Source organism: Verrucomicrobiia bacterium (genome assembly GCA_035495615.1).
Lineage (GTDB): Bacteria > Omnitrophota > Omnitrophia > Omnitrophales > Aquincolibacteriaceae > DATJFP01.
The window spans coordinates 25,328-40,518 of record DATJFP010000026.1 but is presented as its reverse complement, the minus strand read 5'-3'; the positions used below and the strand labels follow the sequence as shown (position 1 = coordinate 40,518).

Annotated in this window: 17 protein-coding genes and 1 tRNA gene; all 18 read left to right on the top strand. The window is 55.3% G+C overall.

Annotation, left to right across the window (positions count from 1 at the left end):
- The first annotated feature begins 9 nt into the window (after positions 1-9).
- The 18 genes from queC to VL688_03090 all read left to right on the top strand — a co-directional run bounded on the left by queC (position 10) and on the right by VL688_03090 (position 15,158).
- Positions 10-726, top strand: coding sequence for a 7-cyano-7-deazaguanine synthase QueC (gene queC, locus VL688_03175; GenBank protein ID HTL47045.1), 717 nt, complete (start codon positions 10-12; stop codon positions 724-726).
- Positions 704-1,423: a 7-carboxy-7-deazaguanine synthase QueE gene (locus VL688_03170; protein HTL47044.1), complete on the top strand. Its 720-nt coding sequence runs from the start codon at positions 704-706 to the stop codon at positions 1,421-1,423. The genes queC and VL688_03170 overlap by 23 nt, the downstream gene beginning before the upstream one ends.
- Positions 1,424-1,432: 9 nt before the next feature.
- A complete protein-coding gene (gene rph, locus VL688_03165; protein ID HTL47043.1) occupies positions 1,433-2,149 on the top strand; it encodes a ribonuclease PH in 717 nt (238 codons plus the stop codon).
- The gene (gene rdgB, locus VL688_03160; protein ID HTL47042.1) at positions 2,146-2,757 is read left to right on the top strand and encodes an RdgB/HAM1 family non-canonical purine NTP pyrophosphatase; all 612 of its coding nucleotides are present in this window, start codon (positions 2,146-2,148) and stop codon (positions 2,755-2,757) included. The genes rph and rdgB overlap by 4 nt, the downstream gene beginning before the upstream one ends.
- Positions 2,758-2,815: 58 nt before the next feature.
- Positions 2,816-3,031: a winged helix-turn-helix domain-containing protein gene (locus VL688_03155; protein HTL47041.1), complete on the top strand. Its 216-nt coding sequence runs from the start codon at positions 2,816-2,818 to the stop codon at positions 3,029-3,031.
- Positions 3,032-3,049: 18 nt separating this feature from the next.
- Positions 3,050-3,409 (top strand): DUF2007 domain-containing protein, encoded by a 360-nt coding sequence (locus VL688_03150; protein HTL47040.1) that lies wholly within the window; start codon positions 3,050-3,052, stop codon positions 3,407-3,409.
- Positions 3,410-3,498: 89 nt separating this feature from the next.
- Positions 3,499-4,566, top strand: a complete 1,068-nt coding sequence (locus VL688_03145) for a pyridoxal phosphate-dependent aminotransferase (protein ID HTL47039.1) — start codon at positions 3,499-3,501, stop codon at positions 4,564-4,566.
- A gap of 95 nt (positions 4,567-4,661) precedes the next feature.
- A tRNA-Val gene (locus VL688_03140) sits at positions 4,662-4,735 on the top strand.
- Between the two features lie 372 nt (positions 4,736-5,107).
- Positions 5,108-6,835, top strand: a complete 1,728-nt coding sequence (thrS, locus tag VL688_03135) for a threonine--tRNA ligase (GenBank protein ID HTL47038.1) — start codon at positions 5,108-5,110, stop codon at positions 6,833-6,835.
- Positions 6,836-6,898: 63 nt separating this feature from the next.
- Positions 6,899-7,480 carry a translation initiation factor IF-3 gene (gene infC, locus VL688_03130; GenBank protein HTL47037.1) on the top strand — a complete coding sequence of 194 codons (582 nt, stop codon included), beginning with the start codon at positions 6,899-6,901 and terminating at the stop codon, positions 7,478-7,480.
- 11 nt (positions 7,481-7,491) lie between these two features.
- Positions 7,492-7,701, top strand: a complete 210-nt coding sequence (gene rpmI / locus VL688_03125) for a 50S ribosomal protein L35 (GenBank protein HTL47036.1) — start codon at positions 7,492-7,494, stop codon at positions 7,699-7,701.
- 29 nt (positions 7,702-7,730) lie between these two features.
- Entirely contained in the window at positions 7,731-8,111 is a 381-nt protein-coding gene (gene rplT, locus VL688_03120) for a 50S ribosomal protein L20 (protein ID HTL47035.1), read from the top strand.
- Between the two features lie 60 nt (positions 8,112-8,171).
- A complete protein-coding gene (gene pheS / locus VL688_03115) occupies positions 8,172-9,155 on the top strand; it encodes a phenylalanine--tRNA ligase subunit alpha (GenBank protein ID HTL47034.1) in 984 nt (327 codons plus the stop codon).
- Positions 9,155-11,200: a phenylalanine--tRNA ligase subunit beta gene (gene pheT, locus VL688_03110; protein ID HTL47033.1), complete on the top strand. Its 2,046-nt coding sequence runs from the start codon at positions 9,155-9,157 to the stop codon at positions 11,198-11,200. Before pheS ends, pheT begins: the two co-directional genes overlap by 1 nt.
- Before the next feature lie 24 nt (positions 11,201-11,224).
- On the top strand, positions 11,225-12,559 hold the full coding sequence (locus VL688_03105) for a replication-associated recombination protein A (GenBank protein ID HTL47032.1): 1,335 nt from the start codon (positions 11,225-11,227) through the stop codon (positions 12,557-12,559).
- A 259-nt stretch (positions 12,560-12,818) separates the two neighbouring features.
- Entirely contained in the window at positions 12,819-13,559 is a 741-nt protein-coding gene (locus VL688_03100) for an STAS domain-containing protein (GenBank protein ID HTL47031.1), read from the top strand.
- 184 nt (positions 13,560-13,743) lie between these two features.
- Positions 13,744-14,157 (top strand): DUF1844 domain-containing protein, encoded by a 414-nt coding sequence (locus VL688_03095; protein HTL47030.1) that lies wholly within the window; start codon positions 13,744-13,746, stop codon positions 14,155-14,157.
- On the top strand, positions 14,154-15,158 hold the full coding sequence (locus VL688_03090; GenBank protein HTL47029.1) for a lysylphosphatidylglycerol synthase transmembrane domain-containing protein: 1,005 nt from the start codon (positions 14,154-14,156) through the stop codon (positions 15,156-15,158). Before VL688_03095 ends, VL688_03090 begins: the two co-directional genes overlap by 4 nt.
- Positions 15,159-15,191 lie beyond the last annotated feature (33 nt).

Below are 15,191 nucleotides of genomic sequence, written 5' to 3'. Positions count from 1 at the left end.
GAGGCCGTCATGGAAAAACCCGATTCAGCAAGTTTGCCCAGGAAAGCCGTCTGCCTTTTGTCAGGGGGACTGGATTCGGCGACCGCGCTTTACGTGGCCGTGCGCCAGGGTTATGAAGTGACGGCGCTTACCGTTTTTTACGGCCAGTCGCATGTCCGCGAAATCCAGTCGGCCAAGGCCCTTGCCGCGCGGCTCGGCCTCGAGCACCACACCGTTAATTTCGCTCTGCCGTGGGGCGGAAGCTCCTTGATCGACAAGAAGATGCCCATTCCGCAGGGACGCGACGAAGCCGCCATGTCGCGGGATATTCCTTCCACGTACGTGCCCGCGCGCAATTCCATTTTTCTGGCCTTTGCGGCCTCGCTGGCCGAAGCGCGCGGGGCCGAGGCCATCTTCATCGGCGCCAACGCAATCGATTACAGCGGCTATCCGGATTGCCGTCCGGAATTTTTGAACGCGTTCTGCGAAGCTATCCGCCGCGGGACCAAAGCGGGCGTGAACGGAAAGAATATTCGCATCGAAGCGCCGCTCGTGAAGCTCAGCAAAAAGGCGATCGTCCGCCTGGGCGAGTCCCTGCAGGTTCCGTTTGAAATCACCTGGTCGTGCTACGTCGGCGGCGACATCCCGTGCGGGGAATGCGATTCGTGCATCCTGCGCAAGAAAGGTTTTGAAGAGGCGGGAATTCCCGATCCTCTTTCTCATTATGCAATTTCCTCCCACCGCTGAAAAAGCGCGCATTTCCGAAATTTTTTCCTCACTTCAGGGCGAAGGCGTCCACGTGGGGGAGCGGCACATCTTCATCCGCTTCGAGGAATGTCACATCCACTGCCGCTACTGCGATGAGCTCGGAAAGCCTGCCATGGAATGGGAAATCGGGCGCGTGATGGCGGAAGTGAAGCGCCTGGAAAAAGAGGAAGGCCCGCACACGTTCGTAAGCCTGACGGGCGGGGAGCCGCTGCTCTACCTTCGCTTTGTGCGGCCGCTCATGGAACGTTTGAAGCGGGAAGGCTTTCGCGTTTACCTCGAGACGGACGGCATCCTCTGGCCCGCGCTCGAGCAGGTGGCCGGCCTTTGCGACTGCATCGCCATGGACCTGAAGCCTTCCAGCGTGACCGGCGAAAAGAATTTTGACACCGAGCACGAAGAATTTTTGAAAACCGCGCTGTCCAGCGGCAAAGAAACCTTCATCAAAATCGTCCTCTCGAAAGAGATCAAGATTTCCGAATTCGAAAATCAGGTCAACCTGGTTGCTCGGCTCGCGCCCGCCATGCCCGTCATCCTGCAGCCGATTTCGGCCGAGATCGAAGGGCACGAGGACGCCGATCTCATGAAGCTCCTGGGCGAGCTCCAGACGCTGGCGTCCCGCAAACTTTCTTCCGTTAGAATCGTTCCGCGCCTTCATCGAATACTCAACATCCGCTAGGAGGTTCCTTTGCGCATCGATGGCCGTAAAAAAGATGAACTGAGAAAAACAAAATTCACGCGCAATTATTTAAAATTCGCTTCGGGTTCCTGCCTGATCGAAATGGGAAACACCAAAGTTCTTTGCACCGCCAGCGTGCAGGAGGGCGTGCCCCCGTTTCTGCGGGGGGCGGGGAAAGGCTGGGTGACGGCGGAATACGGCATGCTTCCTGCGTCGTGCACGGAGCGCATCGCGCGCGAGTCTTCGAAGGGCAAGCCGTCGGGCCGCACTCAGGAAATCCAGCGTCTGATCGGCCGCAGTCTGCGGTCGGTCATCGACCTCACCAAACTCGGCGAGCGCACAATCTGGATCGACGCGGACGTGATCCAGGGCGACGGCGGCACGCGCACGGCGGCCATCACGGGCAGCTATGTGGCAGTTTCCGACGCGGTGCGCAAGCTCATGAAGGGCGGGCTTCTGATCGAGAATCCCTTCGTGAATTCCGTGGCGGCGGTCAGCGTGGGCATCGTGGGCGGCAGCACGGTCCTTGATTTGTGCTACCAGGAAGATTCCAAGGCCGAAGTCGACATGAACGTCGTCATGACGGGCACCGGCGAATTCATCGAGCTGCAGGGGACGGCCGAAGGCAAGCCTTTTTCCAAAAAAGACATGGACTCCCTGCTGCTTCTGGCTAAAAAGGGAATCAACGAATTGATCGAAGCGCAGCGGAAATCACTCAAGAAATGAACTCCTCTCAGAAACTCCTGGTCGCGAGCACGAATAAGAAAAAACTGGAAGAGCTCCGCGAGCTCCTCAAGGACATGCCGTTCCAGCTTCTCGGCCTGAAGGATCTGCCGAGTTATCAGGAGGTGCCGGAAACCGGCCGCACGTTCGAGGAAAATGCGGCGCTGAAAGCGCTAGGATATGCAGCGCAGTCCGGGCTCATGACGCTCGCCGAGGATTCGGGTTTGTGCTGCGACGCGCTCGAGGGCGCGCCCGGCGTTTATTCCGCGCGCTTTGCAGGCGAGGGGAAAAGTGACGAGGATAACAACGACAAGCTTCTCCGGCTGCTCCACAATCTTCCCGATAACTGCAGGAGCGCCTACTATGTTTCCGCGGTCGTTATCGTAGAAAACGGCAAGGTGCTGAACACCGTGCGAGGTGAGGTGCACGGTGTCATCGCGCGCGAGCGCGCAGGCACGGGCGGTTTCGGTTACGATCCCATTTTTTATTTTCCGCCTTATCAGAAAACATTCGGGCAGGTTTCTCCGGAAATGAAGCATCGGGTTTCGCACAGGGCCAAGGCTTTGGAGGGGGTCCGGCAGTTTTTCGCGGAATGGCAGAAAAGCCGCTGAGCCGCGTTCTTGCTTTTTCCCGTTTTGCGATTTACCCTTAGGGGAGAGGAAAAAAATCATGATTACCTGGATCGGCCTTTGTGCCGGCGAAGTCTGGAGATACCTCGAAAGCCACAACGGTGAGGCGAAATTCAAAGCCATCGTTTCCGGCATCAAGGCGCCCAAGGAAACCATCCACATGGCGCTCGGCTGGCTGGCCCGTGAAAACAACATCATCATCGGGGATGAACTCCCGAATCCCACCGTACGGCTCGTCGACTATCACCAGAAGTAGCCTGGCCCGGTTCCCGCTATGAAAAAAGAAAAAGAAGAATTCTATCTCATTTACGAAGACGGCGACCCGCTGCGAGCGGAGCTCGTCAAATCCGTTTTGGACGAAGCGGGCATTGCCTGCTACATCAAAAACGCGGACGTCCAAAATCTCTTCGGCATGGGCAGCATCGGAGGCATCAATCCGCTGCTGGGGACCGTCAAGGTCTTCGTCCGTCTCGAGGACCGCGTTCTCGCGGAATCCACCCTGGCGCGCAGCCAGATGCCCGAGCAAACCCACCCCGAACTTGTCCCCGAAGATGCCGCTGAAGATCCGGCCGAGGAACCCGCGCCGCAAGGTAAAGGGTTTCTGGCCCTTTTGCGCAAATGGATTTTAGGCTGACCTTCCTGTAAAGAGGAACCCTTCTCAAGCCGATCTTTGTTTGTCGTTCCTTTTCCGATACAATAGCCCTAATTTATTCGAGGAATTTTATGACGCAGATACTCAAATTAAAAAGTCCGGCCGATTTCATTGGCAAGCAAGGCAACGGCGTGATCAGCTTCGGCTCCGGCCAGCCGGATCTGCCGCCGCCGAAAGAAGCCTTCGAAAACATTGACCCGCGCAAAGACCTCCGCTATGGATTGATCCAGGGCGAGGTGAAGCTGCGCGAGGCGCTCAGCAAAGAATATCCCGGATCGAGCGCGGACAATTTCGTGATCACCAACGGCGCGTCCGAAGCGCTCGACCTGATTTTCCGCGGCTGGGGGAAGGGCGGGAAAGTGCTGCTGCCGCGGCCTTACTATTATTCTTATCCGCCCATTATCGAGCTGGCGAACATGGAGCCCGTCTACACGGACTTGATCGACGGCCGCATCGACCTCGACGACTTCAAAAAGAAGGTCCACGGCTGCCGCGCGGTGCTGATCAACTCGCCGTCGAATCCCACGGGGCGCGTCGAAGACATCGAGACGCTGAAAGAGATCGAAAAAATCACGGCGAAACTCGGCGTGTACGTGGTCTCGGACGAAGTCTACAAAGACCTCATCTACGAACGTGAAAATTATCATCTGCAGGGCGATCACGTCATCACGGTCAATTCGTTTTCCAAAACGTATGCCATGTGCGGCGTGCGTGTCGGCTATCTTTGGAGCGCGGACAAATCCATCGTGGAAAACGTCTGCGAGATGAAGACGCACACCTCGATGAACACCAACCTCACGGGCCAGGACATGGCCTTGTCCGCGATGAAAGCGCCGAAGGAATACATTCTCAAGCAGCAGCAGGTGTGGCGCGAACGGCGCGATTTCATTTACAAAGGTTTCTGCGATCTGGGATTTGACCTCTGGCGGCCGGAAGGCGCTTTTTACATCCTGCCCAAATGCAAAAACGCGCGTGAGTTTCTCAGTATTCTTTATCAGGAGTACAAAGTGATTACGTATCTTGGCGAATGGTTCGGTGCGCCGGACCGCATCCGCTTGAGCTATGCGCTCGACGTGAAGCAGATCGAGGAAGGGCTTGGACGCATCAAGGACGCCATGAAAAAAGTCCGGGTCTTATGAACGGTTTGGCCGAAAATTTGATTGAAAAATAAAAGCGTAAAGCTTATAGTGGGTGTTCTTTCCGAAGAGCCTCGGTTTTATTTCCTACCGTTTTTGGGCGGTTAGCTCAGTTGGTTAGAGCATCACCTTGACATGGTGGGGGTCACAGGTTCGAGTCCTGTACCGCCCAAATTTTTTCCAAAGACCAGGCCTCGAAGGGAGCCCTGTTTTGCGACATGACAGAGGTCATGTCGCTGGGGCGGGCGGTTACCGGCCGCGCAGCGGACGGAACCGAGTCCTGTACCGCCCAAATTTTTTTGCCTATCCTGAAGCAGTTTCTAACGTTACAAAGGAGAATTCATGGGACGCGACCACAAAGTTCGGATCAAACGTCAGAGACGTAAGGCCCGCATTAAGCGCAAACGGAAGGTTGCCCGCTCTGCGAAATAACCGCAACCGGCGGCTCCCGAAGAAAAGACTTGCCTATTCCCGTGGTTTTAGATAGGATATTCGCTCTAACTTTTTACGCGGGAGCCACTTAAGTCAATTGTAAATCCTTGGAATGAAAAAATCCGATTCAGAAGCACTTGTCCGCCTGCGACACTCCGCTGCTCATATCCTGGCACAAGCTGTTCAGAAATTATTCCCCGAATCAAAATTGACGATCGGTCCTGCCATCAAGGACGGATTCTATTACGATTTTGACCGGGCCGAGCCGTTCACCGACGATGACCTGAAACGTCTTGAAGTCGAAATGGCGAGGATTGTCAGGGAAAGCCAGGCCTTTGAGCAGAATCCCATCTCCAAAAAAGATGCGGAAGTGTATTTCAAAGAGCGGCAGGAGCCTTACAAACTGGAAATCCTGAAGGACCTCAATGACGGCGAAATCACGCTCGTCAAGAACGGACCGTTCACGGATTTGTGCCGTGGCAATCACATCCACAATACGAATGAGCTGAAGGCCTTCAAGCTGCTTTCCGTAGCCGGCGCGTACTGGCGCGGCAGCGAGCAGAACAAGATGCTGCAGCGGATTTATGGGACTGCGTTTTTTTCGGAAAAAGAACTGAACGAGCACCTGCAGCGTCTGGAAGAAGCGCAGAAGCGTGACCACCGCAAGCTCGGCCGGGAACTGGACCTTTTCAGTTTCCACGACGAATCGCCGGCCATGGTGTTCTTTCACGACAAAGGTTTTTTTCTTTTCAACGCTTTGATCGGATTCATGCGCGAGAAGCTGCGCGTGCGGGGCTACAACGAAGTCCAGGCCCCGATGGTCCTCTCGGACGATCTTTGGAAAAAAAGCGGGCATTACGACAATTTCCACGACGCCATGTATTTCACCAAGGCGGAGAACCGGGAATATGCTGTGAAGCCGATGAACTGCCCGGGGCATGCGCTCATTTATAAAAGCCGTCAGCATTCGTACCGCGAACTGCCGCTGCGGATCGCGGAATTCGGCAAGGTGCACCGTTTTGAGCGTTCGGGGGTTACGCACGGTCTCATGCGTGTGCGGGCATTCACGCAGGACGACGCGCATCACTTTTGCACCGAAGACCAGCTTCAAAGCGAAATCGGCGCGCTGATCGAATTCATCCGTGAAGTCTATACCGCGTTCGGTTTCAACGAATACGAAGTCGCGGTCTCGACCCGGCCGGCAAAAGCCATTGGATCTTCCGAGATTTGGGAAAAGGCGACGCAGGCCTTGAAGAGCGCTCTGGAACAGCGCGAGATCCCGTATGAAGTGCACGACGGGGAAGGCGCGTTCTACGGACCGAAAATCGAGTTCGTGATTTACGACAGCCTGGGACGCTCGTGGCAGTGCGGCACGATCCAGGTGGATTTTTCCATGCCGGAACGTTTCGACCTGGAGTACGTGGCCGAAGATGCGTCGCGCAAGCGGCCGGTCATGGTGCACCGCGCGATTTATGGCTCGATCGAGCGTTTCCTGGGAATCCTGATCGAACATTTTGGCGGAGCATTTCCGCTGTGGCTTGCGCCCGTGCAGGTACGCATCCTGACGATTTCAGAAAAACAGGAACAGGCGGCCAAGGATGCCGCGGCGAGATTGCGCGCCGCGGGTTTTCGCGTCGAAGAAGACCTGCGGCCGGAAAAAATCGGCTACAAGATCCGCGAGGCGGAAACGTCGAAGATTCCGTATGCCGCGGTGATCGGCGACAAGGAAGCCGCTTCCGGTGGCGTCGCTGTGCGAGGCCGCGGCCGGCGCGACCTGGGCGTCAAAAGCCTCGACGAGTTTATCGAGCTCTTGAAACAAGAGTCGGCGCCCCCTGCATAAACCCTTGATTCTACGGGGGATTATGATAGGATTTTGCAACCTTTTAACCATGATGGAGGTTCATTGAACACCAATTCCAAGACAAGAATCAGGGCTAATAATCAAATCCGCGTTCCGGAAGTGCGCCTCATCGGCTCCGACGGTTCGCAGCTCGGCATTGTTGCCACGCGGGACGCCCTGCTCAAGGCGGAAGAAGAAGGCCTGGATCTGGTGGAAGTGGCACCTAACGTGAAGCCTCCGGTTTGCCGTCTCATGGACCTGGGCAAATACGTGTACTCGCTCGATAAGAAGGAAAAAGAGGCGCGGAAGAAGCAAAAAGTCATCCACATCAAAGAAGTGAAGATGACGCCCAAGATCGAGGAGCATGATTACCAGACCAAGCTCCGCAACAGCCGTAAGTTCATCGAGAACGGCGACAAGGTGAAATTGACCCTGATCTTCCGCGGAAGAGAAATTACGCACAAGGAATTGGGCGATCGGATCATTCAAAAATTCATTCAGGACATCTCCGATATCGCTGATGTCGAGCGTAACGAAGGTCTGGAAGGTAACGCCTTTCTGATTTACTTCGCGGCGAAACCCGCGACGGGCAAAAAGGCCGCGGCAAATCAAGATGCCAATGCCGGTACAAATTCACAAGAATAGAGGAAACGACAATGCCAAAGATGAAGACGTGCAAAGCTGTTAAAAAACGGTTCCGGGTTACCAAAAACGGAAAAGTGTTGATGTCGAAAGCCTTGAAGCGGCATCTTCTTGGGGACCGCACATCCAAGAAAAAACGCCAGAACAGAGGATGGCACGCCGTCGATAAGTCGGACGCGCACCGTGTGAAATGGTCCATGCCTTACGGCCTTAAGGGCCAGTGAAATTTATCATTCCATGAAAGGAGTTTTGAATGCCAAGAGCTACTAATAATCCCGCGTCGAGAAGGCGCCGGAACAAAATTCTGAAGAGGGCCAAAGGTTTCTGGGGCGGACGCAGGAAGCTTATCCGTTCGGCCAAAGAAACCGTCATGCGCGCCATCCGTTTTTCGGCGCGTGACCGCCGCGTGCGCAAACGTGAATTCCGCAGGCTCTGGACGGTCCGCATCAACGCGGCCTGCCGGGAGTTCGGCGTGAGCTATTCGCGTTTTATCGCAGGCTTGAAGAAGGCGAACATCGCTCTCGACCGGAAAAGCCTGGCCGAAATCGCGGTTCGCGACGAAGAAGCCTTCCGTACCATCATGGAGCTCGCCGTCGGTAAAGAAAAGATGACCGCGGGCGCCGCTTCCAAATAGGATCCGGTCCTCTCCGAGGTCCCTCCACGCGGAAGAAACTTGATGCTTCAGGACATGCCGATGAAGGAACTCGTATCCACGCTCGAAGACCAGGCGAAGACCGATCTCGGGAAGATCAAAAGCCGCGAAGAGCTTGAGCAATTCCGGATTGCCTATCTGGGCAAAAAGGGAAGGCTCACGGATCTGATGCAGCGCATGAAGGATCTCCCGCCCGAAGAGCGCAAAGAGTTCGGGCGCGAGATCAACCGCGTCAAAGATTTTCTCGAGAACGCCTTCAGTACGCGCCAGGACTCTCTGGTCGACGCGCCTAAAATCGGAGCCAATGAACCGGCATTCGATCCGTCGCTTCCGGGGTTAAGGCCCGCGCTCGGCAGGATCCATCCGATTTCCCAGACCATTGCCGAGATCACAGCCATCTTCAAACGGCTCGGTTTCGAAATTGTCTGCGGCCCGGAAGTGGAAACCGAATTCCACAATTTCACGGCCCTCAACATCCCGCTCGAGCACGCGTCCCGCGATTCTTTCGATACCTTTTATACCGAGAGCGGCCATTTGCTCCGTTCCCAGACTTCGACCGTGCAGATCCGCGTCATGGAGTCGCGCAAGCCTCCGCTCAAGATCATCGCACCCGGCCGCGTTTACCGGCCCGACACCGTGGATGCCAGCCACTCCTTCATGTTCCATCAGATCGAAGGCCTGATGGTCGACACGCAGACGACCTTCAGCGATTTGAAAGGCGTGCTCTACCTTTTTCTGCAGGAGCTTTTTGGCAAGAAAACCAAGATCCGGTTCCGTCCGCACTTTTTTCCTTTCACCGAGCCGAGTGTAGAAATCGACATCAGCTGGTCCAAAAAAGGATGGCTGGAAATCCTCGGCGCAGGCAGCGTGAATCCCAAAGTTTTTGAGGCCGTGGGCTACGATCCCAAGCAGGTCCAAGGTTTCGCCTTTGGCCTGGGCGTGGAGCGCATCGCCATGCTTCGCCACGGCATCGACGACATCCGCCATTTCTATGAAAACGACGTCCGTTTCCTGAGGCAATTCTGATGAAGGTCAGCACCGTTTGGCTCAAAGACTATGTCGGCTACAAGCCGCCGCTCGAAAGCGTGGCGGACAAGCTCACCATGGGCGGACTGGAAGTGAAGGGGATTCATCCGGCCGCGAACAAAAAAGACTCGCTGTTCGAAATTGAAATCACGTCAAACCGTCCGGATTGGCTTTCGCATATCGGCGTTGCGCGGGAAATCGCGGCGGTCGAAAACCTGCCGCTGAAGCTTCCGGAAATCGAGACGCACGACACGCACCAGCTTTCGGGCTGGAAGGTCAATCTCAAAGATCCCGAGGGCTGCCCTTATTATTCCGGAGTTGTCATCGAAGGCATTGAAATGGCAGAAACGCCGGACTTTATCCGGGAAAGGCTCGAGGCCTGCGGCGTCCGCCTGATCAACGTCATTGTCGACATCACCAATTATGTGCTGCTGGAAACCGGCCAGCCTCTGCATGCCTTCGACGCCGATCTGCTGAAGGGCAAGGAAATCCAGGCGCGCCGCGCCAAGCCCGGAGAAAAATTCACGGCCATCGACGGTAAAGTGCTGGCGCTGACGCCGCAGGACGTCGTCATCGCGGATGCCAACGTGCCCGTGGCTCTCGCCGGCATCATGGGCGGCAAGGATTCCGAAGTCAACGAGCGCACCCGCAATATTTTTCTCGAATCCGCTTACTTCAACCCGCGCTTTGTCCGCCAGAGCGCGCGGGCCCACAAGATTTCGAGCGAATCGTCCTACCGCTTCGAGCGCCGTGTGGATCCGGCCGGCGTGGACTACGCGCGCCAGCGCGCGCTGCTGCTCATCAAGCGGTATGCGAAGCCGCGTTTCGTCAGCACAATTCTGAAAATGGGAACGCTTCCCAAAATGACCGGCACCAAGGTGCATTTGGCCGCGCAGGATTTGACCCGGATTCTCGGCATGGAAATCAAATCGCATGCGGTCACGGCCATTTTTGCCCGGCTCGGATTTGAAGTCAAATCCACGTTGCAGTCTTGGGAGGTGACAGTGCCGAGCTTCAGGTCGGACATCCTGACGCCTGTGGATCTTGTCGAGGAATTCGCCCGCATTTACGGATACGACCAGATCCCTTCGACGCTGCCGGTGCGCGCGCCGCTTACGTTCGAAGAAAATCCTTTGCCGTCTTTCGAACACTGCACGCGGGAAGTCCTGGCGGCCAGCGGTCTCTATGAAAGCGTGACGTTCAGCTTGATCTCCAATCGCGGATTTCCAGAAGAAGAGCTCAAAAATGCCGTGGTGGTCGAAAATCCGCAGCATAAAGAACTGCGCTGGCTCAGGCCTTCCATGCTGACGAGCCTGCTCACGGTGATCCGCCGCAATTACGATCACTCCGCGCTTGGCGCGGCTTTTTTCGAGATCGCTAATACCTATCAGCTGAGCGGTCCCAAAAAAGTGAAAGAAGAAAGGCACCTGGCGCTCGCGCTTTCGGGCGTTTTTAAGGAAAAGAATTGGCGCGACCCGGAATGCGAAGCGGGTTTCTATGATCTTAAAGGGATTCTGCAGGTTTATTTCGAACGCCTTGGCATCGGAGGCGTCAGTTTTGCGCCGCGGCCTTGGCCTTTTTTTGCCGCGGAGACTTCGGAAGAGATAATGGCAGGCGGGAAGACCCTGGGGCGCCTGGGAAAAGCGGCACCGTTTCTCATTCGTGAATGGGGCCTTGAAAAGGGCGTCTATTTCGCGGAGATCTCGCTGGAAAAAATCCTGGAATGCCGGACGCACGCCGTGGCTTCTTTCAAGCCGCTGCCGCGTTTCCCGGCGATCCGGCGCGACTTGGCTGTCGTTGTGGCGGAAAGCGTGCATGCCGGCGAAGTCATCGAGGAAATTCGTTCGCACGGAGAAGGGCTGATCGTGGATGTCGGCGTCTTCGATATTTTCCGCGGCGGAAGGATTCCTGCCGGCTCCAAAAACATGGCGTTTCGGGTCACCTACCAGTCCGACCAGAAAACCCTCGTTTCCGAAGACATTCAAGAGCTTCACGCGCAGATCGCTTCGAACGTGGCCCAAAAGTTTCAGGCCACTTTTCAATAGCCCCCGGAAAACGGAGATTCCTCCATGGATTCGGAAGACCTCTTCGGCGAGGACAAGCCGTCTGCTTCCTCCGAGCTTTCGCCCAATGCTCCTTTGGCCGCCCGCATGCGTCCGCGGACGCTGGACGAAGTCGTCGGACAAGCCCACCTTTTAGGCGAGGGGAAACTGCTGCGCCGTACGCTTCAAGCCGACCGTCTCGTTTCCGCTATTTTTTACGGTCCTCCCGGATGCGGAAAAACAACGCTCGCGCGTCTCATTTCACGGCTCAGCAATGCCCATTTCGTCGCCGTCAATGCCGTGACCTCCAATGTCGCGGAATTGAGAAAGGCCATCGAGGATGCGCGGCGGCGGGCTTCGAAGCAGAGGACCGTGCTTTTTGTCGACGAAATCCACCGCTTCAACAAAGCCCAGCAGGACGTTCTCATGCCGGACGTGGAGAATGGAACGATCATTCTTGTCGGCGCCACGACGCACAATCCCTCCTTTTCCGTGAACGGCCCGCTTTTGTCGCGTTCGCTTCTTTTTGAATTAAGGCCCCTTGAAGAAGCGGATCTCATTAAACTTTTGAAACGCGCGATTGCCGATCCCGAAAGAGGCTATGGCCATTTGAAGATTCGAGCGGACGAAGACGCGCTGAGGCATCTGGTCGGCATGGCTTCCGGCGATGCGCGCCGGGCTCTGAATTCTCTGGAAGTGGCGGTCCTGACTACGCCGAAGAACGAAGCGGGCGTCATCGTCATCGATCTTGGCGCGGCGGAGGAGAGCTGCCAGCGCAAAGTCGTGTATTACGATCACGACGAGGATTATCATTACGATACGATCAGCGCATTCATCAAAAGCGTCCGGGGCTCGGATCCCGACGCGGCGGTTTACTGGCTGGCCAAGATGCTTTATGCGGGCGAAGACCCGCGTTTTATTGTGCGCCGTCTGCTCATTCTGGCCAGTGAGGACATTGGCAATGCCGATCCGCAGGCCTTGGTCCTTGCATCCGCGGGAATGCATGCCGTCGAATTCGTCGGCATGCCCGAAGCGCAAATCATCCTGGGCCAGCTTGTCACCTACCTTGCCTCGTGTCCCAAGAGTAATGCCAGTTACATGGCCATCGGTAATGCCTTGGAGGATGTCAAAAAAGAACCGGCCCAAGAAGTGCCGCAGCATTTGCGTGACACTCATTATAAAGGCGCGGCCCGCCTCGGACACGGCGAAGGCTACCTTTATCCCCATGATTATCCAGGGAACGTGGTCAAGCAATCCTACATGCCGCAGTCCAAACAATATTATTTCCCTACCGAAAATGGATTTGAAAAAAAATTCCACGATCTGTTAAATCGTCTTCGCCCTCAGAAACCCGCAAAATAATCGGCCCTTTTGGAAACTAGCAGTTTTTTCACAAGGGAAAATAACCTTCCTAAATACGCTTCAAATTGACAGGGGATGCTATGAAATTACTTAGGTTTTATGCTTAGAATTTCTTTGTAACTCTAGATGCTATAAATAATTAAAAAAAAGTGATATTTGATTTGCATAATTACAACACGTAAGCTATCTTTCTAACAGTTAGAGAAAAGTCCTGCACAGTATCGCGACAAGGAGGCTTCCCGAAAGGGAAGACCAGCACATGGCAAAGCTGAGAGTCACGACTCGGGAAATCGGAAGCGTTTGTGTGTTTGATATAGAAGGCGAGCCCACCCAGGAAACCGTCCAGGAAGTGGCTGAAAAAATCCAGCGCAATATCCGGCGCCATCGCCTGCAGCGCATTATCATCAATCTCCAGTACGTGGACTTCCTTGATTCGCTGGGCCTCCGTAAACTTTTGGCAGCCTGCATCCGTCCTCAAAAAAGTCTTATTTATGGCGCTTCCGACGGCCTTTTGCACAGCCTTGAAGACACGTACGTTCCGCGCAATGTCAGGATTTGCGCCTCAGAAAAAGAAGTGGCGGAAGACTTCGGACCTTTCCTTCTCGAGAAAGAGAAGGACAAGGAATTCCTTCTCGACACCAAAGACGAGCCGGCGCTCGGCACCGAGATGGAACGCCGCCGCAGCAAACGTATGCATGTGGCCATTCCCGTGGAATTAAAGCTCAAATTCAAAGACGGGAAAACCGTCATGACCCGGGCCATCGCGACCAACATCAGCGAAGGCGGCATGTTCACCGAATATCTGGACCTGGAGATCGGCAACAACCTTGCCACCCTGGTCGATGACATGAAAGGCATGGATGTCGAGGTCCATATCTATCCTAGCGCCAACTTTCCGGAAGAATACAATCTCAAGGGGATCATTACCCGCAAAGAATTGCGCAAGAAGCAGTTAGGTCTTGGTGTCGAGTTCAAGGCCGATAACGAAGTCAAGCTCTAGCCTTTTGCCGTCCCTCCGGTCATAAATCTTTTCGATTGACACTTTCTGCTTGCCCGTGATAAATCTGTTGGTCCATAGAGACCCCCTGGTCTCTTCTCACCTGTAGAGGTTCCTAGCCCACCGATCCCCACTGGCTAGGAACCTCTTTTTTTACGTCATGTGCAGCAATTACGGGAGAGAGTAAATGGAATACCCAAAAGACGTCCGGTTTTCGGAAAAGAAAGTGGACGAAAGCTGGAAGGATCAGGTTGCCAAGGACAGAGGGGAAGAAGTCCCACCCCCGCCTTCGCAATCCAAACCCGCCGCATCTGCGCCGCCTAAACCGGCATCGCGCCCCCAGACGCAGTCCCAAGTCCAGACATCGCCCGCTTTCATGGGGCTTTTGAACTCGCTGGCTTATCAGGTGATGTTCCATCTCGGTGAAATCCAGGGACCGCCGGGAGCGCCCGCGAACGTGGACCTTGCCGCGGCGCGTGAGATCATCGAGCTTCTTCTTGCCCTCAAACAAAAGACTGAAAGCCACCTAAGCGCTCAGGAAGCGGATTTTTTCAATGCCGTGCTCCCGGAGCTTCAACTCAAATTCGTCCAGCATTCATGAAGCGACTCCTTACCGGTCCGCTGCTTCGCATCGCCGTGAGCCTCGGGGCCCTTGCCGTCATTTGTTATTTCCTCCGAGGCAAATTGAACGAGTCCTTTGCCATTCTCCGCGGGGACGTGGATTGGAAATGGCTAGGCGTGGCAGCCTTGGGCTATTGGATCGTGCAGGTCATCATGGCCTACCGGCTGTACCGAATCTTCCGAATCCAGGATGTCATCCTGACTTACGGGCAAACCTTTTATCTATGCGTCGTCGGCCTTTTTTTCAATCTCTTCCTGCCGTCGGCATTGGGCGGAGATGTGGCCAAGCTTTACTATGCGTACAGGCACTCAGGAAAAAAAATCGAAACCGCGACCGCCATTCTCGTCGACCGGCTTGTCGGGCTAACCGCGATCAGCTTGATTGCGCTGGTGGCCATCTTACGCCTCCAATTGAAAGGGGAACTGCCTGACCCACGAATCGGCTATGTAGCCTTCGTGTTCCTGGGCGTGATCGCAGTTATGCTGTTTTGTTTCGCGAACGAGCGGCTGGCCTTTTTCTTCAAACGATTCGCTTTTCTCGTGCCGTCGCATAAAATTCGCGACATTCTCGGCAAGCTTTATTCCGCGATCCACGGCTGTCATGCTCATGGCAAGGTTCTGGCGTTCTGCGTAGGGATCTCGATCGCAGGGCAGTTTGTGCTCATCATGCTGTATTATTGGGTGGCCAGGGCGCTGAAACTGGATTTGAGCCCCATCGTCTTCTTCATGCTGGTTCCCATGGTGAACGTGGCCAGCATGGCGCCGTCGCTGGGCGGCCTTGGCGTGCGTGAGGCGGGCGCGATCGCCTTTTTTTCCATGTACATGCCGTCGGAAATGGCCTTGGCGCATTCGCTGCTGATGAACATCCTGATTTACGGGTCAGGCATCGCGTCAGGCCTTGTTTTTGCCATGAGGGGCGGGCTGAAGCCGGGGACCATTTCCCGCATGGGAGCTGCGGTCCAGGAACCGCCCCTGGCCTAACCGTGTGTTTCCGTTTGACGTAAGAGAGGAAAC

Coding starts and splice junctions, on each gene's coding strand:
- pheS (HTL47034.1), top strand. CDS start 8,172: ATGAAGGAACTCGTATCCACGCTCGAAGACCAGGCGAAGACCGATCTC.
- VL688_03150 (HTL47040.1), top strand. CDS start 3,050: ATGAAAAAAGAAAAAGAAGAATTCTATCTCATTTACGAAGACGGCGAC.
- queC (HTL47045.1), top strand. CDS start 10: ATGGAAAAACCCGATTCAGCAAGTTTGCCCAGGAAAGCCGTCTGCCTT.
- VL688_03095 (HTL47030.1), top strand. CDS start 13,744: ATGGAATACCCAAAAGACGTCCGGTTTTCGGAAAAGAAAGTGGACGAA.
- VL688_03170 (HTL47044.1), top strand. CDS start 704: ATGCAATTTCCTCCCACCGCTGAAAAAGCGCGCATTTCCGAAATTTTT.
- VL688_03155 (HTL47041.1), top strand. CDS start 2,816: ATGATTACCTGGATCGGCCTTTGTGCCGGCGAAGTCTGGAGATACCTC.
- rdgB (HTL47042.1), top strand. CDS start 2,146: ATGAACTCCTCTCAGAAACTCCTGGTCGCGAGCACGAATAAGAAAAAA.
- VL688_03105 (HTL47032.1), top strand. CDS start 11,225: ATGGATTCGGAAGACCTCTTCGGCGAGGACAAGCCGTCTGCTTCCTCC.
- thrS (HTL47038.1), top strand. CDS start 5,108: ATGAAAAAATCCGATTCAGAAGCACTTGTCCGCCTGCGACACTCCGCT.
- VL688_03090 (HTL47029.1), top strand. CDS start 14,154: ATGAAGCGACTCCTTACCGGTCCGCTGCTTCGCATCGCCGTGAGCCTC.
- rplT (HTL47035.1), top strand. CDS start 7,731: ATGCCAAGAGCTACTAATAATCCCGCGTCGAGAAGGCGCCGGAACAAA.
- VL688_03145 (HTL47039.1), top strand. CDS start 3,499: ATGACGCAGATACTCAAATTAAAAAGTCCGGCCGATTTCATTGGCAAG.
- pheT (HTL47033.1), top strand. CDS start 9,155: ATGAAGGTCAGCACCGTTTGGCTCAAAGACTATGTCGGCTACAAGCCG.
- rpmI (HTL47036.1), top strand. CDS start 7,492: ATGCCAAAGATGAAGACGTGCAAAGCTGTTAAAAAACGGTTCCGGGTT.
- VL688_03100 (HTL47031.1), top strand. CDS start 12,819: ATGGCAAAGCTGAGAGTCACGACTCGGGAAATCGGAAGCGTTTGTGTG.